The organism is Sutcliffiella horikoshii (genome assembly GCF_019931755.1).
Taxonomy (GTDB): Bacteria; Bacillota; Bacilli; order Bacillales; family Bacillaceae_I; genus Sutcliffiella_A; species Sutcliffiella_A horikoshii_E.
In genome coordinates this window covers 2355270-2376920 of the sequence record NZ_CP082918.1, presented here as the reverse complement: position 1 = coordinate 2376920, position 21651 = coordinate 2355270, and the positions used below count along the sequence as shown (strand labels likewise).

The 21651-nt window shown below is 39.0% G+C and carries 25 protein-coding genes; 19 read left to right on the top strand and 6 right to left on the bottom strand.

Annotated features, from left to right (window positions below; genetic code table 11):
* Positions 1 to 19: 19 nt before the first annotated feature.
* The 4 genes from K7887_RS12085 to K7887_RS12070 all read right to left on the bottom strand — a co-directional run bounded on the left by K7887_RS12085 (position 20) and on the right by K7887_RS12070 (position 2882).
* Entirely contained in the window at positions 20 to 1588 is a 1569-nt protein-coding gene (locus K7887_RS12085) for an IS1182 family transposase (RefSeq protein ID WP_223489488.1), read from the bottom strand.
* A 96-nt stretch (positions 1589 to 1684) separates the two neighbouring features.
* Complete coding sequence (locus tag K7887_RS12080) at positions 1685 to 2371, bottom strand: FMN-binding negative transcriptional regulator (protein ID WP_223489486.1); 687 nt, start codon at positions 2369 to 2371, stop codon at positions 1685 to 1687.
* Positions 2372 to 2490: 119 nt separating this feature from the next.
* Positions 2491 to 2634 carry a hypothetical protein gene (locus K7887_RS12075; protein ID WP_223489484.1) on the bottom strand — a complete coding sequence of 48 codons (144 nt, stop codon included), beginning with the start codon at positions 2632 to 2634 and terminating at the stop codon, positions 2491 to 2493.
* Positions 2635 to 2657: 23 nt separating this feature from the next.
* Positions 2658 to 2882, bottom strand: coding sequence for a DUF3892 domain-containing protein (locus K7887_RS12070; protein ID WP_223489482.1), 225 nt, complete (start codon positions 2880 to 2882; stop codon positions 2658 to 2660).
* A 101-nt stretch (positions 2883 to 2983) separates the two neighbouring features.
* On the opposite strand from K7887_RS12070, the gene K7887_RS12065 reads away from it, so the two are divergent.
* The 3 genes from K7887_RS12065 to K7887_RS12055 all read left to right on the top strand — a co-directional run bounded on the left by K7887_RS12065 (position 2984) and on the right by K7887_RS12055 (position 4625).
* Positions 2984 to 3664 carry a class I SAM-dependent methyltransferase gene (locus K7887_RS12065; RefSeq protein ID WP_223489480.1) on the top strand — a complete coding sequence of 227 codons (681 nt, stop codon included), beginning with the start codon at positions 2984 to 2986 and terminating at the stop codon, positions 3662 to 3664.
* 15 nt (positions 3665 to 3679) lie between these two features.
* Positions 3680 to 4369, top strand: coding sequence for an AIM24 family protein (locus K7887_RS12060; RefSeq protein ID WP_223489479.1), 690 nt, complete (start codon positions 3680 to 3682; stop codon positions 4367 to 4369).
* A gap of 103 nt (positions 4370 to 4472) precedes the next feature.
* Positions 4473 to 4625 carry a DUF3934 family protein gene (locus tag K7887_RS12055; protein WP_223489478.1) on the top strand — a complete coding sequence of 51 codons (153 nt, stop codon included), beginning with the start codon at positions 4473 to 4475 and terminating at the stop codon, positions 4623 to 4625.
* Between the two features lie 30 nt (positions 4626 to 4655).
* On the opposite strand, the gene K7887_RS12050 is transcribed toward K7887_RS12055, so the two are convergent.
* The gene (locus K7887_RS12050; protein WP_223489477.1) at positions 4656 to 5831 is read right to left on the bottom strand and encodes a diglucosyl diacylglycerol synthase; all 1176 of its coding nucleotides are present in this window, start codon (positions 5829 to 5831) and stop codon (positions 4656 to 4658) included.
* 204 nt (positions 5832 to 6035) lie between these two features.
* Between K7887_RS12050 and K7887_RS12045 the strand changes: the two genes are divergently transcribed.
* The 4 genes from K7887_RS12045 to K7887_RS12030 all read left to right on the top strand — a co-directional run bounded on the left by K7887_RS12045 (position 6036) and on the right by K7887_RS12030 (position 10176).
* On the top strand, positions 6036 to 7727 hold the full coding sequence (locus tag K7887_RS12045) for a formate--tetrahydrofolate ligase (RefSeq protein ID WP_223489476.1): 1692 nt from the start codon (positions 6036 to 6038) through the stop codon (positions 7725 to 7727).
* Positions 7728 to 7746: 19 nt separating this feature from the next.
* Positions 7747 to 8280 (top strand): glutathione peroxidase, encoded by a 534-nt coding sequence (locus K7887_RS12040; protein ID WP_223489475.1) that lies wholly within the window; start codon positions 7747 to 7749, stop codon positions 8278 to 8280.
* A 151-nt stretch (positions 8281 to 8431) separates the two neighbouring features.
* Complete coding sequence (locus K7887_RS12035) at positions 8432 to 9289, top strand: amidohydrolase family protein (protein WP_223489474.1); 858 nt, start codon at positions 8432 to 8434, stop codon at positions 9287 to 9289.
* Positions 9290 to 9333: 44 nt separating this feature from the next.
* Positions 9334 to 10176: a DegV family protein gene (locus tag K7887_RS12030; protein WP_223489472.1), complete on the top strand. Its 843-nt coding sequence runs from the start codon at positions 9334 to 9336 to the stop codon at positions 10174 to 10176.
* Positions 10177 to 10179: 3 nt separating this feature from the next.
* Here the strand turns inward: K7887_RS12030 and K7887_RS12025 are convergent, their stop codons facing one another.
* On the bottom strand, positions 10180 to 10611 hold the full coding sequence (locus tag K7887_RS12025; protein ID WP_223489471.1) for a hypothetical protein: 432 nt from the start codon (positions 10609 to 10611) through the stop codon (positions 10180 to 10182).
* A 172-nt stretch (positions 10612 to 10783) separates the two neighbouring features.
* Between K7887_RS12025 and K7887_RS12020 the strand changes: the two genes are divergently transcribed.
* The 12 genes from K7887_RS12020 to K7887_RS11965 all read left to right on the top strand — a co-directional run bounded on the left by K7887_RS12020 (position 10784) and on the right by K7887_RS11965 (position 21575).
* A complete protein-coding gene (locus tag K7887_RS12020; protein WP_223489470.1) occupies positions 10784 to 11413 on the top strand; it encodes an HD domain-containing protein in 630 nt (209 codons plus the stop codon).
* Positions 11414 to 11417: 4 nt separating this feature from the next.
* Positions 11418 to 13325: an ABC-F family ATP-binding cassette domain-containing protein gene (locus K7887_RS12015; protein WP_223489469.1), complete on the top strand. Its 1908-nt coding sequence runs from the start codon at positions 11418 to 11420 to the stop codon at positions 13323 to 13325.
* 21 nt (positions 13326 to 13346) lie between these two features.
* Positions 13347 to 14468 carry a conserved virulence factor C family protein gene (locus K7887_RS12010; protein ID WP_223489468.1) on the top strand — a complete coding sequence of 374 codons (1122 nt, stop codon included), beginning with the start codon at positions 13347 to 13349 and terminating at the stop codon, positions 14466 to 14468.
* 14 nt (positions 14469 to 14482) lie between these two features.
* Positions 14483 to 14917 (top strand): BrxA/BrxB family bacilliredoxin, encoded by a 435-nt coding sequence (locus tag K7887_RS12005; protein ID WP_223489467.1) that lies wholly within the window; start codon positions 14483 to 14485, stop codon positions 14915 to 14917.
* Positions 14918 to 14975: 58 nt separating this feature from the next.
* Complete coding sequence (locus tag K7887_RS12000) at positions 14976 to 15749, top strand: class I SAM-dependent methyltransferase (protein ID WP_223489466.1); 774 nt, start codon at positions 14976 to 14978, stop codon at positions 15747 to 15749.
* Between the two features lie 398 nt (positions 15750 to 16147).
* Positions 16148 to 16729 carry a YpjP family protein gene (locus K7887_RS11995; protein ID WP_223493638.1) on the top strand — a complete coding sequence of 194 codons (582 nt, stop codon included), beginning with the start codon at positions 16148 to 16150 and terminating at the stop codon, positions 16727 to 16729.
* A gap of 18 nt (positions 16730 to 16747) precedes the next feature.
* A complete protein-coding gene (locus K7887_RS11990; RefSeq protein WP_223489464.1) occupies positions 16748 to 17278 on the top strand; it encodes a phosphatidylglycerophosphatase A family protein in 531 nt (176 codons plus the stop codon).
* Positions 17279 to 17965: 687 nt separating this feature from the next.
* A complete protein-coding gene (locus K7887_RS11985) occupies positions 17966 to 18715 on the top strand; it encodes an anthrax toxin lethal factor-related metalloendopeptidase (RefSeq protein WP_223489463.1) in 750 nt (249 codons plus the stop codon).
* A 107-nt stretch (positions 18716 to 18822) separates the two neighbouring features.
* The gene (locus K7887_RS11980) at positions 18823 to 19617 is read left to right on the top strand and encodes a thymidylate synthase (RefSeq protein ID WP_223489461.1); all 795 of its coding nucleotides are present in this window, start codon (positions 18823 to 18825) and stop codon (positions 19615 to 19617) included.
* The gene (locus K7887_RS11975; protein ID WP_223489459.1) at positions 19614 to 20108 is read left to right on the top strand and encodes a dihydrofolate reductase; all 495 of its coding nucleotides are present in this window, start codon (positions 19614 to 19616) and stop codon (positions 20106 to 20108) included. The genes K7887_RS11980 and K7887_RS11975 overlap by 4 nt, the downstream gene beginning before the upstream one ends.
* 24 nt (positions 20109 to 20132) lie before the next feature.
* Positions 20133 to 20843, top strand: coding sequence for a lysophospholipid acyltransferase family protein (locus K7887_RS11970; protein WP_223489457.1), 711 nt, complete (start codon positions 20133 to 20135; stop codon positions 20841 to 20843).
* A gap of 84 nt (positions 20844 to 20927) precedes the next feature.
* Positions 20928 to 21575, top strand: a complete 648-nt coding sequence (locus K7887_RS11965) for an SOS response-associated peptidase (RefSeq protein ID WP_223489455.1) — start codon at positions 20928 to 20930, stop codon at positions 21573 to 21575.
* Positions 21576 to 21651 lie beyond the last annotated feature (76 nt).

Here is a 21651-nt window from a genome sequence, read left to right as displayed (position 1 = left end):
AGTAAGAGTTCCTACTCCCTCAGTGATTGGCAGTGAATTTCCTCAAATTCACTGCCATTAACGCGAGGCCCATTTCATTTTCGACCTTCGATTTTCCTCTCACAGAAAATCGAGCGAAACGTAAATTAGCCTTCAAAAATCCAAAAACTGGTTCCACATCGATTTTGCGTTTTCGATAGATGGAACTCGTTTTCTCTTCTGAAAGCTTAGATCTTACATATTCTTTTTGTTGCTCCCACTTCTCATTCACCATAAGTTTTCGATTGTTGCCTTCTTTTGCTTTGGTACACGTTGAACGGAATGGACACCCAAAACAGCCTTCGCACTCATAGATTTTGAACTTCCGTTCAAAGCCTGTACGATCATTGCGAGTAGAGTGGTATTGAAATGTAAGTCGTTTTTGATTTGGGCATGTATAGGTATCTGTTTCTTCATCATACTCCCAATTGTCGGGGTTAAATGTGTTTTGTTTGTACTTTTTCTTTTGTTCCTTCAAATATAGATTATAGGTAATAAGTGCTTCTCGTTTTCTGTTGTAAAGAATATCGGTAAAGTTTTGTTCACTGCCATAACCTGCGTCTGCGACAATGTGATTCGGCAACTCAAAATAATGTTGCTCGATTTCATCTAGAAATGGTATCAACGTACGGGTATCTGTTGGGTTTGAAAACAAACTATAGGCTAGCGTGTATTGACCTTCCGTGGCGATTTGTACATTGTACCCAGCTTTCAATTGTCCGTTTTTCATATAATCATCTTTCATTCGCATGAATGTCGCATCGGTATCTGTTTTAGAGTAGCTATTACGTGTACCAAAGGTTTCTAAGTCTTGTTGATATTTCTGTTTACGTACGACAAAATCAATCAATTGTTTACGGACTTGTTTCGGATATTTGCGCTCACCTCTTAAGGCTTTTCGTTTAGGAATGTCTGAGGTAGCTTCAATTTTTTTATCATACTCGGTTACAACTTCGTCTACTTTTTGAACCAATTGAGCGAGCTCTTTCACTGTTAATTGTTCAGCAGTTTCACGTTCCATTTCAGGGATGATTTCCTTCTTAAGAAGCTCGTTGTATAACTGGTTTGACTTTTCAATTAAACCTTCATGATATTTCTCGATAGATTTCCTCCATACAAATGTAAATTTATTCGCATTTGCTTCAATCTTTGTACCATCAATAAAAATGGCTTCTTGATCAATGAGTTTTTCTTCAACCAATTGGCAACGGAATTGGACAAAACACTCGCGAATTAATTCTTTCACTTCTGGTTGCACACGGAATCGGTTGATGGTGCGATAGCTTGGTTCATATCCTTGAGCTAGCCACATCATACGAATACTGTCTTTTACTAAGGCTTCAATTTTACGTCCTGAAAAAACTGATTGTGTGTAGGCGCATAAGATAATTTTAAGCATCATACGCGGATGATAAGCTGGGCAGCCTTCATTTCGGAGAAATGGTTCGAACACTTCGTGAGGGATACTTTCAACTAAGTGATGGACATGGAAGGCAATATCATTTTTTTGTAATTTCACTTCTAAATCTAAAGGCAAAACTATTTGATTCATGATATAATTTTTAAACATAAGGACCCTTCTTTCCGATGAGATTTGGTGTGGTAACTTTATTTTATCAGAAGTGGTCCTTATTTTAATTCCAAAATAAACAAAGCCGGTGAAATTTTACTCATTGTAAAATCTCACCGGCTTTTTCAGTTTAGAGGAGGGTTTTGTCCCAGCCTCCTCTTTTTTAGGTTGTAGCTCTAATTCCATTAATCTAGCAATTTCATTTGAGTCATAGTGTGGTTGTTTTTTTAGTTGTTGGATGACACGCTCTTTTCTTTCTGTTGAATGATGTTGGTTCAACTTCCACTTACCTTGAAGGTTTTCCACTCTCATCCTTAACCCTACAATTCCATTTAACATACTTTCGACAGTTTCGCGGTTATCTTCCAATCTCCAAGGTTTCTCGAACCCTTCTTCGTAGAAATCTGTTGCTTCTTTCAAGATATGTAATAGTGCCTGGTCGTCTTGTATAACTTCTACTTTCCCATGTGCATGGGCACTTACATAATTCCAAGTGGAAACAGTATTCTCTTCTTCATACCAGGAAGCAGAAATATAGGCATGAGGCCCGTTAAATACTGCTAGTGCATCTTTAGAGTCCATGGTTTTCCACTGAGGATTCGCCTTAGCCATATGGGAAAGTAGTGTAATACTGCCGTCCTCTTCAGTAGATATGATGAATGGCAAATGTGTAGCGGTGGGCACTCCGTTATGTTGAGAGAATAATACTCCAAAGCTGTTTGCTCGGATAAATTGGACTATATCGCTTGTTTCTTCTTTTCTAAATTGCTTAGGTATATACATGATGCACGGCTCCTTTACATTTACAGTTTCAATGGAATAACTCTTAATGAAATTATATAGGATTTTTTGGGTATGTGGAGAAAAAATAAGAGAGCTGCCTAAATGGCAGCTCCTAAGTATTATAATTCTGTTTTATCTTTTTGATCCTTATTACGCTTATTGCCTTTGCTATTATCCCCGGCAACTTTTTCGCTCCCGGCTGTAAAGCTGCTTGTAGGGCTGTTCTGATTTTGGCTACCGCCTTTGTTATTCTTCTTCGTCATGATTGTTGGCTCCTTCTGAAAGTTTAGAATAAAGGTAAGTTATCCAGGTTGTTTGTTGGATCCCCGTCGGCGTTTCCTCTTATATACATATCGCCGTCCTTACCTTTAAACACATTTGCTCCGAGGACAGTGCCTTGATTTACGTCGTTTACAGCTTCTTGATAGGAGAGAACTCTGCCGCTGGATGTCTTAAACCCTGTGATATCACCATCGCCATTTTTCTGAACAGCTACAAATGTTTCGCTCAAAGTAGATCCTCCTTTCTCTATACGATTGTAGCGTTTCCTTGTAGAATAAAATTATTCAGTTGCTTAGTAGTTATTGGCGATTTCAAATGGGGAGGGTTCGTATGAAGAAGTTCAATTGGAATGAAGAAACAGAGAAGGTTTGGAATGAGCGAGCAGATTTTTGGCACGAAAACAGTGAAAATATGTGGTTAAACGGTAGCAGGAAAACGATCATTCCTTTTATAAAAGAGAGGTTAAGACAAGAAGCTCATGTGTTGGATGCAGGCTGTGGAGATGGTTTTGGTTCCTTCTTACTGGCTGAGAGCGGGTACCATGTAACAGGAGTGGATATAGCAGAAGCCATGATAGAAAGAGCGGTACAAAAACGGGTACATACAAACATTAATTTTCAAAAAGGGAGTTTGACGGAACTACCATTAGAGAATGATTCCATGGATGCCGTGATGGCCATTAATTCTATCGAGTGGGTAGAACAACCTCTTCAAGTGTTAGAAGAATTTCATAAAGTGTTAAAGCCAGGAGGGAAATTGTTTTTGGGATTGTTGGGGCCCACTGCCGGACCAAGGGCACATAGCTACCAAAGGCTGTATGGAAAAGAAGCAATCTGCAACACCATGATGCCGTGGGAGTTTGAACGGCTTGCTCTAGAAGAAGGTTGGGAACTTTTGGACGGGATGCCCGTATATAAGGAAGAAGCTAAAAAACTCGATACCACTAATTTACCTCGTTTTTTAAAACAAGCTTTAACGTTCATGTGGGTTTTTGAATTCCAGAAAAAATAAAGGGGCGATTCGTTTATGTCTAAATACTCCATTCAGCAATTTATTCAAAAAAGCAGGCAAGAGGATAAAGGGCAAGGTCTATTTGAGTTAGAGACGGAAAGGATACTTGAGGTGAATCTTAATGGAGATATTTGGGCCAAAATGGGCTCGATGATCTCCAATGAAGGGGCCATCAAGTTTCAACGAGAAGGTATGTTAGAACACGGTTTTGGGAAACTGATGAAAAAGGCTCTTACTGGGGAAGGTTCACAACTTATGAAGGCTTCAGGGAAAGGGAAACTGTATATTGCCGATCAGGGTAAAAAAATTACGATTCTTGATCTCGAAGGTGACAGCATATATATCAATGGCAACGATCTGCTTGCTTTTGAGAAGGGATTGAACTGGGACATTAAGCTTATGAGAAGAGTGGCAGGTATGATGGCTGGTGGTCTATTCAATGTAAGATTGGAAGGTCAGGGCATGGTTGCCTTTACCTCACACTATGAGCCTCTTACTTTGATGGTACATCCAGGACAGCCTGTTTATACAGATCCAAATGCAACGGTAGCATGGTCAGGAAACCTTCAACCGGAGTTTGTTACAGATGTGCAATTGAAAACTTTCCTTGGAAGAGGAAGCGGCGAATCGATTCAAATGAAATTCGCAGGTAACGGATTTGTGGTAGTGCAGCCGTTTGAAGAAGTCTACACAACAGGCGAATAGCACTCCTCCACATAAAAACCCTTTGCTAAATCACTCTAATGTAGTAAGCTAGATGTTTAACGAAATCACAATCTTAGTTGTTATATATATAGGAGTGAAACAAATGAGTAGTGGAAAGAGCAAGGGCGGAGGAACTGGCCGCGGAACAGGCAAAAAGGGATGGAGCCGCTGGCAGAAAGCAGCCAACAAGGCCAAAAGCAATAAACCTTACAAAAGTAAAGGTGTAAAAGCCAAAGGCAATAGTGAATCGGAATAATATAACAAGAAAAGCTTGGAAGCGTAAATATTAGCTCCCAAGCTTTTTTTTCGGTGATTTAATAGTAGAGGAATAATTAATTCTCGCAATATTTTCGCTCTCTTTGAGAATATCGGTCATAATCACCTCTTGAGATGCTGGCAGATACAATTTTTCAATTGATGACTGAAGAGAAGATTGATTCTGTTTGCTTTGAAGTAATGTATTAATATGAAGCACTAACTCATCATGATTCTTGGCGATCAGTGCTGCTCCTTTTTCAGAAAAAAATAGTGCATTTTCTTTTTCCTGACCAGGGACAGGCTTATAAAGGATGAGTGGTGTTCCGGTAGCGGTTGCCTCTGTTAGTGTAATGCCACCTGGCTTAGTAATCATAACATTTGCCAGCTTGTAAAGTTCATCGATTCTCTCCAGATACCCGAAGCAATGAAACCTACCTGAGTAACTATTATATAGTTGTGCCAACTCGTTTCTTAATGAAAGATTTTTGCCGCATACTACCGCCAATTGGTGATCAGTACTTAACAGAAGAGTTTCACAAACGTCTTTAATATTCTTAAGCACACCATGTGCTCCTGCAATTAAGAGGATTAAGTCTTTCTCAGGGCTTATATGATACTTTTCATAAAGAGCCTGTTTATCGTACGATTGAGAAAAGGCAGGACGGATGGGGATGCCGCTTACCACAACTTTGGAAACAGGTACCCCGCGTGAATGAACCTTTGCTTTCAATTCATTGCTGGCAACATAATATTTATCAATATCATCATGGAGCCAAAGACTGTGTAGGCAATAATCAGTAATGATATTAAAGGAGGGTATGACAATTCCAGTCCGGCGACGGAATTCAGGTACAGCGTTAATGGGAAAGGTGTTTATTAAGATGTCGGGTTCTTCTGATTGGATTAGGGAAGTGAGTCGTTTAAGTCCATACTGATAATACCAACGTAGCATCTTTTTATTTTGAATGATATCCGTTCCGTAATAAAACAGCTTATAGAATTGCTTCCCATACGTAAAACTTTTTGTATATAGATTTTCTGTCACTTCTGAAATGAATGGATGTGATTCTGCATAAAGATTGCATATTTTTACATCTGTTAAGCCCCTATTTAGACATTCTTGATAAAGTGAATTAGCTACCTGCAGATGGCCGTTTCCATAAGAAGCAGTCAAAATAATAATCTTCAGCCCTTTTTTCCTCATCTTTAAGCCTCCTATCCAATTTTACCTACTAAAAATTCTATCAACCATTTATTATGTAGAATTAATAGTTTTTTAAATTTTACGTAAATTTTCTCGCTGCTAATTATAAGTGCAGAACCAATCCATAATTTTCAGGAATAGTGGTACAATAATAGCATTGTAAAAAAACAAAAAAGTCTATCATTTATAACGGGGGAATGAAGGATGAAGCATACCAAGACAGCAGTGCAGAGCGATATTGAAATTGCCCAGCAAGCTTCTATGAAAAAGATTATGGATATTGCAAGTCTGCTTGATATTGAAGAAGATGAAATAGAGCTTTATGGAAAGTACAAAGCAAAGCTCTCCCTTGACATTACGAAACGTTTACATAATAAACAAAATGGTAAAGTGATTTTAGTTACGGCGATAAATCCTACTCCGGCCGGAGAAGGGAAATCTACAGTCACAGTTGGACTTGGACAGGCCCTTAACAAGCTAGGAAAAAATACAATTATTGCTATGCGCGAACCTTCACTTGGACCAACGATGGGAATGAAGGGAGGAGCAACTGGGGGAGGGTACTCCCAGGTGTTGCCGATGGAAGATATCAACCTTCATTTCACAGGGGATATCCATGCCATTACGACGGCAAATAATGCGCTAGCTGCGATGATTGATAACCATATCCATCAGGGAAATGACTTAAAGATTGATACAAGAAGAATTACTTGGAAAAGGGTCCTTGACCTCAATGACCGTTCGCTGAGAAAAGTAGTCATCGGAATGGGCGGACCAACACAAGGGGTTCCTCGAGAAGATGGCTTTGATATTACGGTTGCTTCTGAAATTATGGCGATTTTTTGTTTGGCAAAAGATGTAGCTGATTTGAAAGAGAGACTTGCTAGAATTGTCATCGGATACGACTTAGATAAAAAACCAGTGACAGTAAAGGATTTAAAAGTAGAAGGTGCTTTGACGTTACTTCTTAAAGACGCTTGCATGCCAAACCTTGTACAGACGATGGAACATACGCCTGCCATTATTCATGGAGGTCCTTTTGCCAACATAGCTCATGGATGTAACAGTGTGATTGCGACACAAATGGCAGCAAAACTAGGGGATTACGTGGTCACAGAAGCCGGGTTCGGAGCAGATCTTGGCGCGGAAAAATTCCTGCACATTAAAACGCCTGCGCTTGGATTTAATCCCGAGGCAGTGGTCATCGTAGCTACGATCCGTGCCATTAAGATGCATGGAGGCATGTCAAAAGATCAGTTAAAAGAAGAGAACCTTGAAGCGCTGAGTATAGGGATTGAAAATGTAAAAAAACATGTGGAAACAGTAGAAAAGTTCGGCCTGCCATATGTGATAGCCCTTAATGAATTTATAACAGATACTGCTGCTGAAATAGAGTTCGTGAAAAACTGGTGTCAAAATAATGAAATTCCTATGGCCCTTACCCAAGTATGGGAGCAGGGTGGAGATGGTGGTCTAGAGCTAGCCCAAACGGTCCTTGAACAAATGGAGACTAAAAAGCCTGCCTATACACCGCTCTATCAATCAGAGGATACGCTTGAACAAAAGCTTGAGGCAATTGTGAAGAATGTTTACGGAGGATCAGGTGTGGAGTTGTTGCCAGCTGCACAGAAACAACTTCAGCAAATAGTTGGAGAAGGATGGGGGCACTTGCCAGTGTGTATGGCGAAGACCCAATATTCACTGACAGATGATGCGAAAAAGCTTGGGAGGCCAGAGAACTTCACGGTTACTATTAGAGAGCTGAAGCCTTCCGTTGGCGCAGGATTCATCGTTGCATTAACAGGTAACATCATGACGATGCCTGGACTTCCGAAAGAACCGGCAGCACTGAAGATGGATGTTGATGAAAAAGGAAAAGCGGTAGGTTTATTCTAAGTGAATAAACACACAATTAATGGACAGAGAAAAAACCTTCATCCATAATGAAAAGAAAAATGAGGTGATTACATTGACAACAATCTATGATTTTTCTGCACTCGATATTAAAGGAAATGAAGTCCCGCTTTCAGAATATAAAGATTATGTTCTATTGATTGTCAATACAGCAAGCAAATGTGGCTTCACACCACAATTTGAAGAGCTGGAGGAGCTGTACAAAGAATACAAGGACAAAAAGTTTATGGTACTTGGCTTTCCATGTAACCAGTTTGGAAACCAAGAGCCTGGTAAAGAAGAAGACATAAATGAATTTTGTCAGTTGAATTATGGTGTCTCTTTCCCGATGTTTTCAAAGGTGGATGTGAACGGAGAGGATGCTCACCCACTATTTGACTATTTAAAAGAAAATGCAAAGGGATTGTTGGGATCTAAAGCAGTAAAATGGAATTTCACAAAGTTCCTGGTTGACAGAGACGGAAAAGTAGTGGAACGCTTTGCATCCGCAACTTCCCCATCAAAAATGAAAAATGATATTGAAAAATTACTATAATAATTTCATCCCTATTTTTTCAGGCATAAGAATAAGTCTGCATTATTAAAGTTAATATAAAAGCAAACCCTTTTCTTAAAATAGAGAAGGGTTTTTCTATATTACTATCGAATAAATAATAATATCACTATTCAAAGAAAGGAGTAACCTATTGAAGATTATTGATGCCCATGTCCATTTTTCTAAAATAAAGAGCTTTCAGGACACCGCTGATAACATATCCCGACTCTCCTATACATATGAAGGACTTCTTAATGAATGGAAAGATTATAATGTGGTAGGGGCCGTGGCAATGGGGGTCACAGAGACAGAGCCAAATGCATTCCCTGATTATAAAAGTAATACACCGATGGGATTGAATCTGGCAAACTCCATTCCTCCAACCATGGGCTATTGTCCCGGGATAAATCCTTATAAATTACAGGAAGAGAATATACAAAGTTTAGAAAGGGAAATTCAGAAGCGAAATGTGGTAGGAATGAAAATATATTTGGGTTACTACCCTTTTTACGCATATGATGAAGTCTATGTCCCAGTATACCGCTTGGCTGCCAAATATAATTTACCGGTTGTGTTCCACACAGGGGATACCTACTCAGAAAGAGGACTATTAAAGTATTCTCATCCTTTGACTTTAGACGAGGTAGCGGTGTTTAACAGAGATGTGACGTTTGTGATGGCACATTTCGGGGATCCATGGGTATTGGATGGTGCGGAAGTCGTATATAAAAATAAAAATATGTATGCCGATCTTTCCGGCTTGATTGTTGGTACCAATCAGGAAATAAACCGTCATAAGAAAACGAGATTTCTTCAACATCTGTTACATGCACTGGATTATTGCGACCATTACGAAAAATTGATGTTTGGTACCGATTGGCCACTTATTACCGTCGGATCCTATCTCTCGTTTATAAAAGAAATCATTCCAAAAGACTACCATCAAGCAGTTTTTCATGACACTGCACTAAAGGTATTTCCACGGTTGCAAGAATTATTATCAGAATAGTAGAATAAAATAGGAAAAAAGATAGAGAACAGGGGGAGTTATTAATGGAGAAAATAGCATGGGTTACAGATAGCACGGCGTTTTTGGACGAGATGTTGACAAATCATCCTGATGTATACAGCATTCCGATGGTGGTCTACTTTGAAGAAGAGGAATTTCTTGATGGTGTGACACTATCATTAGAGGATTTTTATACAAAACTTGAGGCGAGTAACACGCCACCCAAAACATCGCAACCTTCTGTAGGTGCATTTGTTGAGTTGTACAATAAATTGTCAGAATCATACGATCGGATCATTTCTGTCCATTTATCCAGTCATTTGAGCGGAACCGTGTCATCTAGTACACAGGCAGGGGAGCTTGTGGATATTCCTGTTGATACCATAGATTCCAAAGTCATTTCCTTTCCCTTATCTGCAATGGTGAAAAAGGGAATTGAGGCGCAAGAAGCAGGAAAATCACATGAAGAAATTGTGGAATATTTAAATGAATTAGCCACTAAATGTGACATATACGTTCTGATAGGCAGTTTAGAACAGTTGCATCGAAGCGGCCGAATGTCTGGAGTTCAAAAGTTATTAGGCAGTCTGCTTCAAATAAAACCAATCATACAAATTAAAGATGGCAAACTGGATGTCGCGGAAAAAGTACGCACACAGAAGAAAGCGCTATCAAAAATAGTGGATTTCTTAGATGAGGCCCAAGCGAATTCTACTATAAAAGAGCTGTTTGTCCTTCATGGAACAAATACAGAAGAAGCGGACGCACTAGTGGACAACCTTAGGGGGAAATATCCTGATATTCCGATTAACCGCTTTCCGTTATCTACGGCCATTGCCGTACATGCTGGAGTCAACACAATCGGCATCTCCTGGTACAACGAGTAAAAATCAGCGATATTGAAGGACATATTGGACTTCCTTATCACCAAGAGGATAGGCTCCTATTAAGGTATAACCAATACTAAGATATCTGGACAACGTTTCAGCACAGCTGTTAGCAGTTGGTTCGAACGGTGCATGGTCACTCTTGGCTACCGCTACCACTTGATTGGTTATATAATTGCATCTTATAAGGACAATATGAGTCCCAAACCAGGCAGTTCCAATCTGAGTACGGTTCATAATCCATGGGAAATTCATATCTTTCTCCTTTCTAGCTAATGCGCAACGTCTGCTAACCCAGACATTGCCGTTAGCTTTTTTGATGATAAGCGAGTTTATAATCCAGTTGATTTCCGTTCCAGGCGCTTCGCTTGCCTGCGGGCGGTCCGTGAGTTCCAGCAGCGCCCCTTGGAAAGCGAAGCCATTTGCGGAAATCAACAGCGGTGTATAAACCAATAACTAAAAGTAATAAAGCAGTCTCAGCCCATTTTATGAAAGTAATCACCCATATGTTACACTTAAGAAATGACATCCATTGCGAAATGGTATAGATATTGACTTTAACATGTTAAAATGAAAAGGAATCAAATGAAAAAGGGAGTTACATTTAGTGATACATAAAGTAGAAGAATACGTAGAATCGATATTCAACAATGACAGTACAGGACATGACTGGTTTCATATCCAAAGAGTCCGAAGACTTGCCTTACATATTGGAAAAGAAGAGAAAGCAAATCTTCTAATGGTAGAGATCATTGCACTTTTGCATGATGTACTGGATGACAAAATAACTGCAAATAAAGACAAGGCCAAAGAAGAAATAGCTGCACTATTGTCTGAACTGCCACTAACTAAAATACATATAGATGAAATTATATATACAATTGAAAACATTGGGTTTAAAGGTGGTAATGGGGTAGTACTTGACTCACTTGAGGGGAAAATTGTCCAAGATGCGGACAGGCTTGATGCACTAGGTGCCATCGGGACTGCCCGAACATTCATGTATTCGGCAGCAAAAGGACAAGCGATGTACGATCCCCTGATAGAGGCTAGAACATCTATGACCTATGAGCAGTACCGAGGGGAAAAGTCCACTGCTATCAATCACTTCCATGAAAAGTTATTTCTATTAAAAGATACACTTCAAACGGAAGAAGCGAAAAAGATTGCTTCGGAACGCCACGAATTTATGATGAAGTTTGTAGATCAATTTATGAAAGAATGGAATGAGATATAACAAAATGAAAATGTTGATTGGGGAAGATTTATCAAAATCATATGTGGAAAAAGTGCTTCTCGGAAATGCTTCTTTCAGTATACAGGAAAAAGAAAGAGTCGGCCTTATAGGTGTAAATGGTACAGGGAAATCGACCTTATTAAAAATCATCGCTGGACTAGAAACTCCTGATGCAGGAACTATCACTACTTCCAATGACTATACAATTGGGTTTCTGTCTCAACAGCCTGAATTAAATGAGACTTTTTCTGTAATGGAACAAATCTTCAGCAAAGACTCAAATACAAACAATGTTATTAGGCAATATGAAAAGTTCCTAGTGCAAATCCAAGCTGACCCGCTGAACGAAAAACTTCAGGATCAACTTGCTAAGCTGCAATCACAAATGGACCAACTCCAAGCATGGGATGCAAGCTCAAATGCCAAGGCCATTCTCAATAAACTGGGAATTACGGATACTAACCAGCAAATATCCAACCTTTCTGGTGGACAAAAAAAACGTGTCGCCCTATCACAAACGTTGGTGGAAGCTGCCGATTTGCTAATTTTGGATGAGCCTACCAACCATCTTGATTTTGAGGCGATCGAATGGCTGGAAGACTACCTGAGTAAATACCAAGGAGCGGTGCTGCTTGTAACGCATGATCGCTATTTCCTTGATAAGGTAACAAACAAAATATTTGAGTTGCATAATGGATCCATTTATACTTATTCGGGAAATTATGGAGATTATCTGGAAGCAAAAGCTATCAGGCAGGAAGAAGAGCTTAAAGTGGAAGCAAAACAGAAGAGCCTCTATCGCCAAGAGTTGGAATGGATGCGAAAAGGAGCAAAAGCCAGAACGACAAAACAAAAAGCAAGAATTAAACGTTTTGAGGACTTGGATGAGAAAGTATCCTCCTCTACCTCCACAGGTGAATTAGAACTTCTGACGGGCTCTGCAAGACTCGGAAAAAAAGTAATGGAAATAGAAGATGTTTCGCTTCAATTTGAAAGCAAGGTTATTCTGAAAAATGTTAGCTTATTGATCAAGCAAAAAGACAGAGTAGGAATTGTCGGACCAAATGGGGTTGGGAAATCTACTCTTTTAAATATCTTTGCTCAGAAAATCTCACCTGACCACGGTAAAGTGGATATTGGATTGACGGTTAAACTTGGTTACTACACCCAAGAGCAGCAGGAAATGAATCTTGATCAAAGAATGATAGAATATATTAAAGAAGAAGCTGAAGTCATTAAAGGCGAAGACGGTCAGCACATCAGTGCGTCACAGTTACTCGAGCGTTTTCTTTTTCCTCCGCATTCCCACGGGACTCCGATACGGAAACTTTCAGGAGGCGAAAGAAAAAGGTTATACTTATTAAGAATACTCATGTCACAGCCAAATGTCTTGCTGCTTGATGAGCCGACAAATGATTTGGATACGGAGACATTGACCATTTTAGAGGGATATTTGGAAGAATTCCCTGGAGTTGTCATAACCGTTTCCCATGATCGCTATTTCTTAGATAAAGTCGTTGATGAACTGTTTATCCTTGAAGGTGACGGTAACGTTAAAAGGATTTTCGGCGAATACTCAGATTATGTTCAAGATCAACAACTAAAGCGTAAAGAGCAAAAACAGTTAGAGCAAGCAAAAAAAGAAACACAAACTGTAACACGACAAAAACAAAAAACCTTGAAATTGTCCTACCAGGAACAAAAAGACTGGGAGACAATAGAGGAAAAAATTATGGAGCTTGAGGAAAAGCTTGAAACCATCGAGACAGAGATTGCAACCGCAGGAAGCGATTATGAAAAGGTCAGCAAGTGGCTTTCAGAACAAGACCAAACCAACCAACTGTTGGAAGAGGCAATGAACAGATGGGAAGAACTATCTGAAAAAGTAGAAAAGATTAAAGAGCAATCATAAGTAAAGAAGGGGTGTTTATTCTTGAATATACAATCAATTGAACCAACTCCAAGTCCTAACACGATGAAAGTTATCCTTAGTGAGGAACTGCCGGCAGGTTCAAGAAACAATTATACAAAAGACAATAGCGACCAGGCACCTGAAATCATCCAGGACATACTAGGTATAGAAGGTGTAAAAGGGGTTTATCATGTAGCGGATTTCCTGGCCGTAGAAAGAAATGCCCGCTTTGATTGGAAAGGGATTCTTTCAGAAGTAAGGGCTGCTTTTGGTGAAACAGAGGAAAATCAAGACACAGAAGATCAAAGATCACTAGAAGGTTTTGGCGAAGTGAAAGTCTTTGTTCAGATGTTCCAAGGAATTCCGATGCAAGTGAAATTGACAGATGGGGATCAGGAAAAACGTGTCGGTTTACCCGAAAGGTTCATGAAAGCTATTCTTTCCGCACAAGAAAAGCAAGATAATGTGGTGCTTGAACGTGAATGGAAGGAACATGGTGTCCGTTATGGAGACTTAGAGGCTGTTGGGGTAGAGATAGTGGAAGAGCTTTCTGCGACATTTACAGACGATCGCTTGGAAAAAATGGTAAAACAAGAAGATAATAAGGATAAGTCGAATACAATAAAATCAAAAGAACGTTATAAAGTGACATTGGAAATGCTAGATGACCCTGATTGGTCCAAACGCTTTGCTGCTCTAGATCAAATGGATCCAAAACCAGACGACATCCCAGTACTGGCTAAGGCACTAGAAGACGAAAAGGGTTCTATACGCAGGTTGGCAACGGTTTATTTTGGAATGCTTGAAGAATCAGACATCTTACCTTACTTGTCAAAAGCATTGAAAGATAAGTCCGTAACAGTTAGAAGAACAGCTGGAGATTGTATGTCAGACCTTGGCGATAAAGCAGCGATGCCAGCCATGATAGAAGCTTTGAAAGATAAAAACAAATTAGTTCGTTGGAGAGCGGCCATGTTCCTTTACGAAGTTGGTGACGAAACTGCGCTTCCTGCACTACGAGAAGCAGAAAACGACCCAGAATTCGAAGTGAGCATGCAAGTAAAAATGGCTATCCAACGCATAGAAGGCGGAGAAGAAGCAAAAGGCTCCGTCTGGAAACAAATGACAGAAAGAAATAACTAAAGGAGGAAATGAACATGTCTATGGCATATGAAGATTATATGAAACAAATAGTAAAACCGATGAGAGATGAACTAACAAGAGCAGGATTTGAAGAACTAACCACAAGCGATGAAGTAGAGGAATACTTCAATAAAGTAGAAGGAACAACACTTGTAGTAGTGAACTCTGTCTGCGGTTGTGCAGCAGGATTGGCACGACCGGCAGCAACCCAAAGCATTATCCAAGCCGACAAAACACCAGATCACCTGATAACGGTTTTCGCTGGCCAAGATAAAGAAGCTACTTCCAAAATGCGGGAGATCTTTGGAGACATCCCACCTTCTTCGCCTTCCATGGCATTGTTAAAAGGGAAAGAAGTAGTACATTTCATCCATCGCCATGATATTGAAGCAAACACGATGGAAAATATCATGACCAACCTTCAAGGAGCTTTTCATCAATACTGTTAATTCGCAAGGATGTGTGTAGGTATTATACTGCGCACATCCTTTTATAAAGGAGCAAATTATGATTGTAACCACCGCGGGGAGAACCAATGAAGAAATGATTCAAACTGCAAAGCATATTTCACAAGACCTTGGGTGCATGTACATACAAAGAAATAAAAAATCAGTCCTTACTTTATTCAAGGAATATAATCAAGATGTCTTAGTTATAGGGAAAAATCGTTATGAATGGTATCGCTTAAATATAACAGAACCTATTTTCTTTCATCCAAATACCGCTGGCTTTCGAGTTAAAAGGTGGCTTAAAGGAGAAATAGAACCGTTTTTAGAAGCAACAGAGTTAAAAGAAGGAATGAGTTTTCTTGATTGCACACTTGGTCTCGCTTCAGACAGCATCATGGCAAGCTTGGCAACAGGTGAAAAAGGAAAAGTGTGGGGCATAGAGGGAAATGAGGTTCTAGCTTATCTTGTAAAAAAAGGCCTCGCTGCTTGGGAATCAGAAAATAGTAACGTAGAAGAAGCAATGAGACGCATCAAAGTCCTCCAAGGTAAACATCAGGACCTTTTATCAACTCTGCAAGATAAGAGCTTCGATGTTGTATATTTTGACCCTATGTTTGATATTGAGATCCAAGAATCTAATGGAATAGCGCCCCTAAGAAGCATTGCAGTAAAAGACGCTTTTAATAAACATATACTGCAGGAAGCAATAAGAGTTGCCAAAGAGAGAGTAGTATTAAAAGACCATTGGCAAAGCGAAAAGTTTGCTCAATTTGGATTTACTGTCTTAGAAAGAAAAACTGCTAAATTCCATTTTGGCTATATAGAGTGTTAGCTAGAATATAAAAAAACTCGTGTTGAGCATATCTCAACACGAGTTTTTATTTCCATCACATCAATCAGCAAAACATAAATAAATTAATGCACCTAAAGTAACAAAGCTTGATACCAAAATCGCAATATCTGCCATGAGTTTAACCTCCAATATGTACTATTCATTAATATTAACAAAAAAACACAAATAAATGAATCATTATTAAATCATTTTTACTAAATTCAAGTGATTATTACTGATTCCGTAACAAAAATTAACGAGATGTAAGACGTGCAAGCTTAGAAAAGAAAAGTTAACGCAAAATTGATAAAATTTTCTTACTTTTGTGATATACTAGTTTTACATAATAATAGAGAAAATAATAGAATGGGGTTAAACAGATGGAAAGGAAGACTGTCATGCCGAAATGGCTTAAGAAATCGTTAGTCGTACTAATTACAGCGCTTACGTTCGGTACAGTATCGCCACCTGCCTATTTGACGATAGATGACCAAAAGGATGATTCGTCGTTTGGCGATGTAACAAACAAAGATTATTCAAATGAATTTATTGAACCCTTTGAGCAAAGGTTGTCAAAAGATTCATTCCTGTCTTTAGCTACCGAACAGGCTGAACTACAAAGTTTTGCAAAATTCGGCTCAAGAATCGGTCCTAAAATACAAGATGAGTTTAAAGATGTAATTTTCCCAAAAATGGAACAGGTGTTAAAGGATCTGGCAGAAGAGCATCCTGAAGAAGATCTCAGTAATTTGACTATTTCTGAAAACCCGACAGGTGGAGATAGCGAAAAGATTTTTCATATTTATCATGCTGTTACTGGAAAAGATCTTATCCGCTTTCATGTGAGAAAGGATCATCCACCACTTGACGGTTATTATTTTAATTTTCATTATCATACTTATCATGATGATTTTCATGGGCACCATGCTTTGGGATCTATTTTCTGGGCGAAGAACACACCACCTAAATGGTTGAGCTAGAGAGAAAGAGGGGGCCATATGAGAAAATATACGTTAAAAGAGATGAGAGAAACAACAAAAAAGATGTTAGAAGACAGAGGCGTCACCATACAGGATATCGCTGAAATCGTTCTTCTTCTTCAAAAAAAATATATTAGTAATGTCACCCTCGAAGATTGTGTACATAACGTCGAGAAGGTTTTGGAAAAAAGGGAAATTGTTCATGCAGTGCTAACGGGGCTGTCGCTTGATATTTTAGCAGAAAAAAAACTGCTCCCAGATCCACTTCAATACTTGGTGGAGACTGACGAACCGTTATATGGTATTGACGAAATCATCCCATTATCGATTGTAAACGTGTACGGATCCATTGGATTGACGAACTTTGGATTTCTCGATAAAGAGAAATTTGGGATCATAAAGAGGTTGGACGAACATGAAGGGGAAGAAGTTCATACCTTTATGGATGATATAGTATGTGCTCTTGCAGCAGCAGCAGCAAGTAGGATTGCCCACAGATCAAGAGATATAGAAGAGGCTGAATTAAGCGAAGAGGAAGTAATTGTATAAGAGCATGTTTGAAAAGAGTGATTCTCTTGTAGAATCACTCTTTTTCTTGTTGTATAGGAATAATTTAATTGTAGAATAGCCTTCGTACTAATTCCTCATCGCCGATATAAAGACCTTGGTGACAAGGAAAAAGGAGTAGAGAAGTCCTCATCGCCGTCATGAAGACCTCACTGACAAGGAAAAAGGAGTAGAGAAGTCCTCATCGTCGATACGAAGACCTCGGTGATAAGAAAAAAGGATTAGAGAAGTCCTCATCGCCGCTATGAAGACCTTGGTGACAAGGAAAAAGGATTAGAGAAGTCCTCATCGCCGTCATGAAGACCTCACTGACGAGGAAAAAGGATTAGAGAAGTCCTCATCGCCGTCATGAAGACCTCACTGACGAGGAAAAAGGATTAGAGAAGTCCTCATCGTCGATATGAAGACCTCGGTGAAAAGAAAAAAGGAGTAGAGAAGTCCTCATCGCTGTGATGAAGACCTCGATGACAATAAAATAAAACAAGAGAGGCCTCTTTTCGTTAGAGGGTGAAGGTAGACTGGAAAAAATTAATCCCTTTTATTAAGAAGAGATTACAAAAATGTCATACCAATTAAAGCCCTAGATGTTATAATACTATTATAATAGAATTGAATTTTCTAATAATTTTTACACAACATGAACAGGACAACTAGAGAAGGTGAGGAAAGATGAAGAAACGTTTATTTGCAATAGTAATATTGATTACAATGACAATTATTCCGATATATTGGAAAGCATATGCCAGCTTGGATGCGATTTCACTTAAACAGTATAGGTCTTCTGAAATGGATTCCCACCTTAAAGATATAGCTAACCGAGAAGCTTTAAATCAACTTATCTATCTTCCACCAGGGAGTTTCTCCGAAGAAGAAGCAGCAATCATGATCCGTCACGTTTCCCATATACCATCCCACATATTACACGTATTGGTCCAACAGAATGTTCACCTATATTTATTTAACGGAAATCTTACAGATGTGGAAGGGTTTGAACATTTACATGGTGTTAAGCCCAGGGGGTATAGTGATCAGGGCTCTAACTGGGAAGATGTTCCCGGCATTGGGGGTTCCAAGCTTGTATTAGCAAAGATTGGACATAGCAATAAAGGATTGGGACATGGTTCTGTGAATTTAGAACTGCATGAACTCGCACATTCCATTGACCGTTATGTCTTAGGGAATGTCCGCTTTAACCAGACTTTCATCAAAGCATGGAAAAGTGAGGTTTCTGCCTTGTTTCCAAACAGAAACTATTTTCACACTTTCCCAGAAGAATATTTCGCAGAGACGTTTGCCATGTACTACTTAAATGATGTGTCAAGACTAGAATTAGCGAAAAGCGCACCCCACACATTCCTATTTTATCAAAACATGGAAAAACTCCCCGTAACCAGAAACCTAATATCCAACACTTATTAGAAAAGCATTCCCAGGAATGTTTTTTCTTTTTGTGTTAGTAGTAAAATCGCAGGGCTTTTATGATAGAATGTACTAAGAATAAAGACAGTCCAAGAGGTGAAGAAAGAATGAAACAATATCTGGATTTATGCAAACACATCTTACATAACGGTACCGAAAAAGAAGACCGGACAGGCACAGGAACGATTAGCACTTTTGGTTATCAAATGAGATTCGACCTTCAAGAAGGGTTTCCATTAGTAACAACCAAAAAACTACACGTAAAATCAATCATTCATGAACTACTCTGGTTTTTAAACGGAGATACAAATATAAAATACTTGCAAGATAATGGGGTAAGAATCTGGAATGAATGGGCAGATGAAAACGGAGACCTCGGCCCTGTATATGGATACCAATGGAGGTCATGGCCAACACCAGATGGAGAAAGCATTGATCAAATAACTAACCTGATTGAACAAATTAAACATAACCCAGATTCAAGAAGACTGATCGTCTCTGCATGGAATGTGGCGAATGTCGATTCTATGGCTTTACCGCCTTGTCATACCATGTTTCAATTTTACGTAGCTAACGGAAAATTATCTTGTCAACTTTACCAAAGGTCGGCCGATGTATTCCTCGGCGTCCCTTTTAATATTGCTTCATATGCCTTGCTTACCATGATGGTTGCGCAAGTTTGTGACTTAGAACCAGGTGAATTCATTCATACCTTTGGTGATGCACATATTTATTCCAATCACATTGATCAAATCAACTTGCAATTGGGGCGTGAACCAAAGAAGTTGCCTAAAATGAAATTAAACAAAGAAGTAACTTCAATCTTTGACTTCAAATATGAAGATTTTACACTTGTGGACTACGACGCGCACCCTCATATCAAAGGGGTCGTCAGTGTATGATTTCCATTATTGTAGCTACAGATAAAAATAGCTTAATTGGTAAGGACAATGACCTTCCATGGCGAATTCCTGCAGACTTAGCTTACTTTAAGAAAGTCACCCTTGGCAGCACCATTGTAATGGGCAGGAAGACATATGAATCCATCGGCAAACCACTGCCTAAAAGAAGGAATATCATTTTATCCAGGCAGGAGTTTCATGCAGATGGGTGTGAAACGCTCCATTCTATAGAGGAAATTAAAAGGTTGAATGTGGACGGTGAAGAGCTTTTTATTATAGGCGGGGCTCATATTTTCAAAGAAACACTCCCTATGGCAGACTTTTTATATTTAACCTATATAGATGAAGAATTTGAAGGAGATACATATTTTCCCGAAGTGAATGAACAAGACTGGGAATTGGTCTCTAGTGAAAAAGGTATAAAGGATGAAAAAAATCCTTATGATTACTATTTTAAAAAGTTTAAAAGAACAGGTTTATCAGACAGATAGATGTGGCTTTAGGGAGAGAAGGAAATGTTACGTACGATATGGTGGTTTGCTTATTTTTTCGGCTATTTAATCTACAGTTTGCCGACAATTAAGAGAGTGCAAAATATAGACACTCCGATGACAGTGGAAGAAAAAGATACAATCATTCATCAAAAGCCTAAGCACTGGGCCAAGACATTGGTGAAACTTACTGGTTCTAAAATAGAGGTGGTAGGACAGGAGAAAGTTCCAAAAGGTCCTGTACTTTTTGTCAGTAATCATCAAGGCAACTTCGATGTACCAATCTTAATTGGATTTTTAGAAAAGCCACTTGGTTTCATTTCCAAGGTTGAAGTGAAAAAGATTCCATTTATACCAAGGTGGATGGAAGCAATGAACTGTGTGTTCATTGATCGCAAGGATAGAAGAAAAGCGGTCCAGTCTATAAGGGATGGAATTGCTACGTTGAAAAAGGGTCATTCATTGGTGATTTTCCCTGAGGGGACCAGAAGCAAAGGGGACGAAATGGGAGAATTCAAAAAAGGCGGCTTACGTCTGGCAACAGATAGCAAAGTGCCCGTTGTTCCAATCACGATTTCAGGATCCTATAAAATAATGGAAGAAAGCAAATTCGGTTTCAAACCTGCTCAAGTCAAAGTAACGGTACACGACCCAATCTTCCTGCCACAAGACGAAAAAGTCGATGGCAATCAACTTGGTATACAAATCCAAGAAAAAATCAAACAGGGAATCTGATGATAAGTATCAACTGAAGCCACTACAAAAGTAGTGGCTTTTCCTGTAAAATGAAAACACCAATTAAAAGGAAGTGTTCAAATAATGTGCGGTAGATTTTCCTTAACAACAGAACTACATAAGTTAGAAGAACGCTTTTTTCTTGAAAATGCAAATAACCTTGAATATCAAATCAGCTACAATATTGCTCCAGGTCAGCCCATATTGGCCATCGTACAAGGAGAAAACAAAAACAGAGCAGGCTATCTTCATTGGGGCTTGGTACCGAGTTTTGCTAAAGACAAAAAAATCGGGTACAAAATGATTAATGCCCGTGCAGAAACACTACATGAAAAAGTAAGTTTTCGAAGGCTGTTGGAAAGAAAAAGATGTATAATTCCAGCAGATGGTTTTTATGAATGGAAGAAGCAAAACGGTGAAAAGAAGCCCATAAGGTTTACAAAAACCAATGAACAGCCTTTCGCTTTTGCTGGGCTATGGGACCGCTGGGTTACAAAGGAAGAAGAAATGGTGAGCTGTACATTAATAACGACAAGACCAAATAAACTTGTGGAAGGTGTCCATGACAGAATGCCTGTGATTTTAAAAGAAGAACATGAGAAAATTTGGCTTTCTAGACAAGAGATCACAAGTAGTCAGATAACTGCTATGTTGCAACCCTTCGAAGCTGATTATATGCAAGCTTATGAAGTTTCCGCTATCGTTAACTCTCCAAAAAAACAATGGTCCTGAATGTATCATGTCTATATAAATTTGTTTTATTTTGTCTAATGAAAGTTTACACTTATTTCAATATTTAGGGTATAAT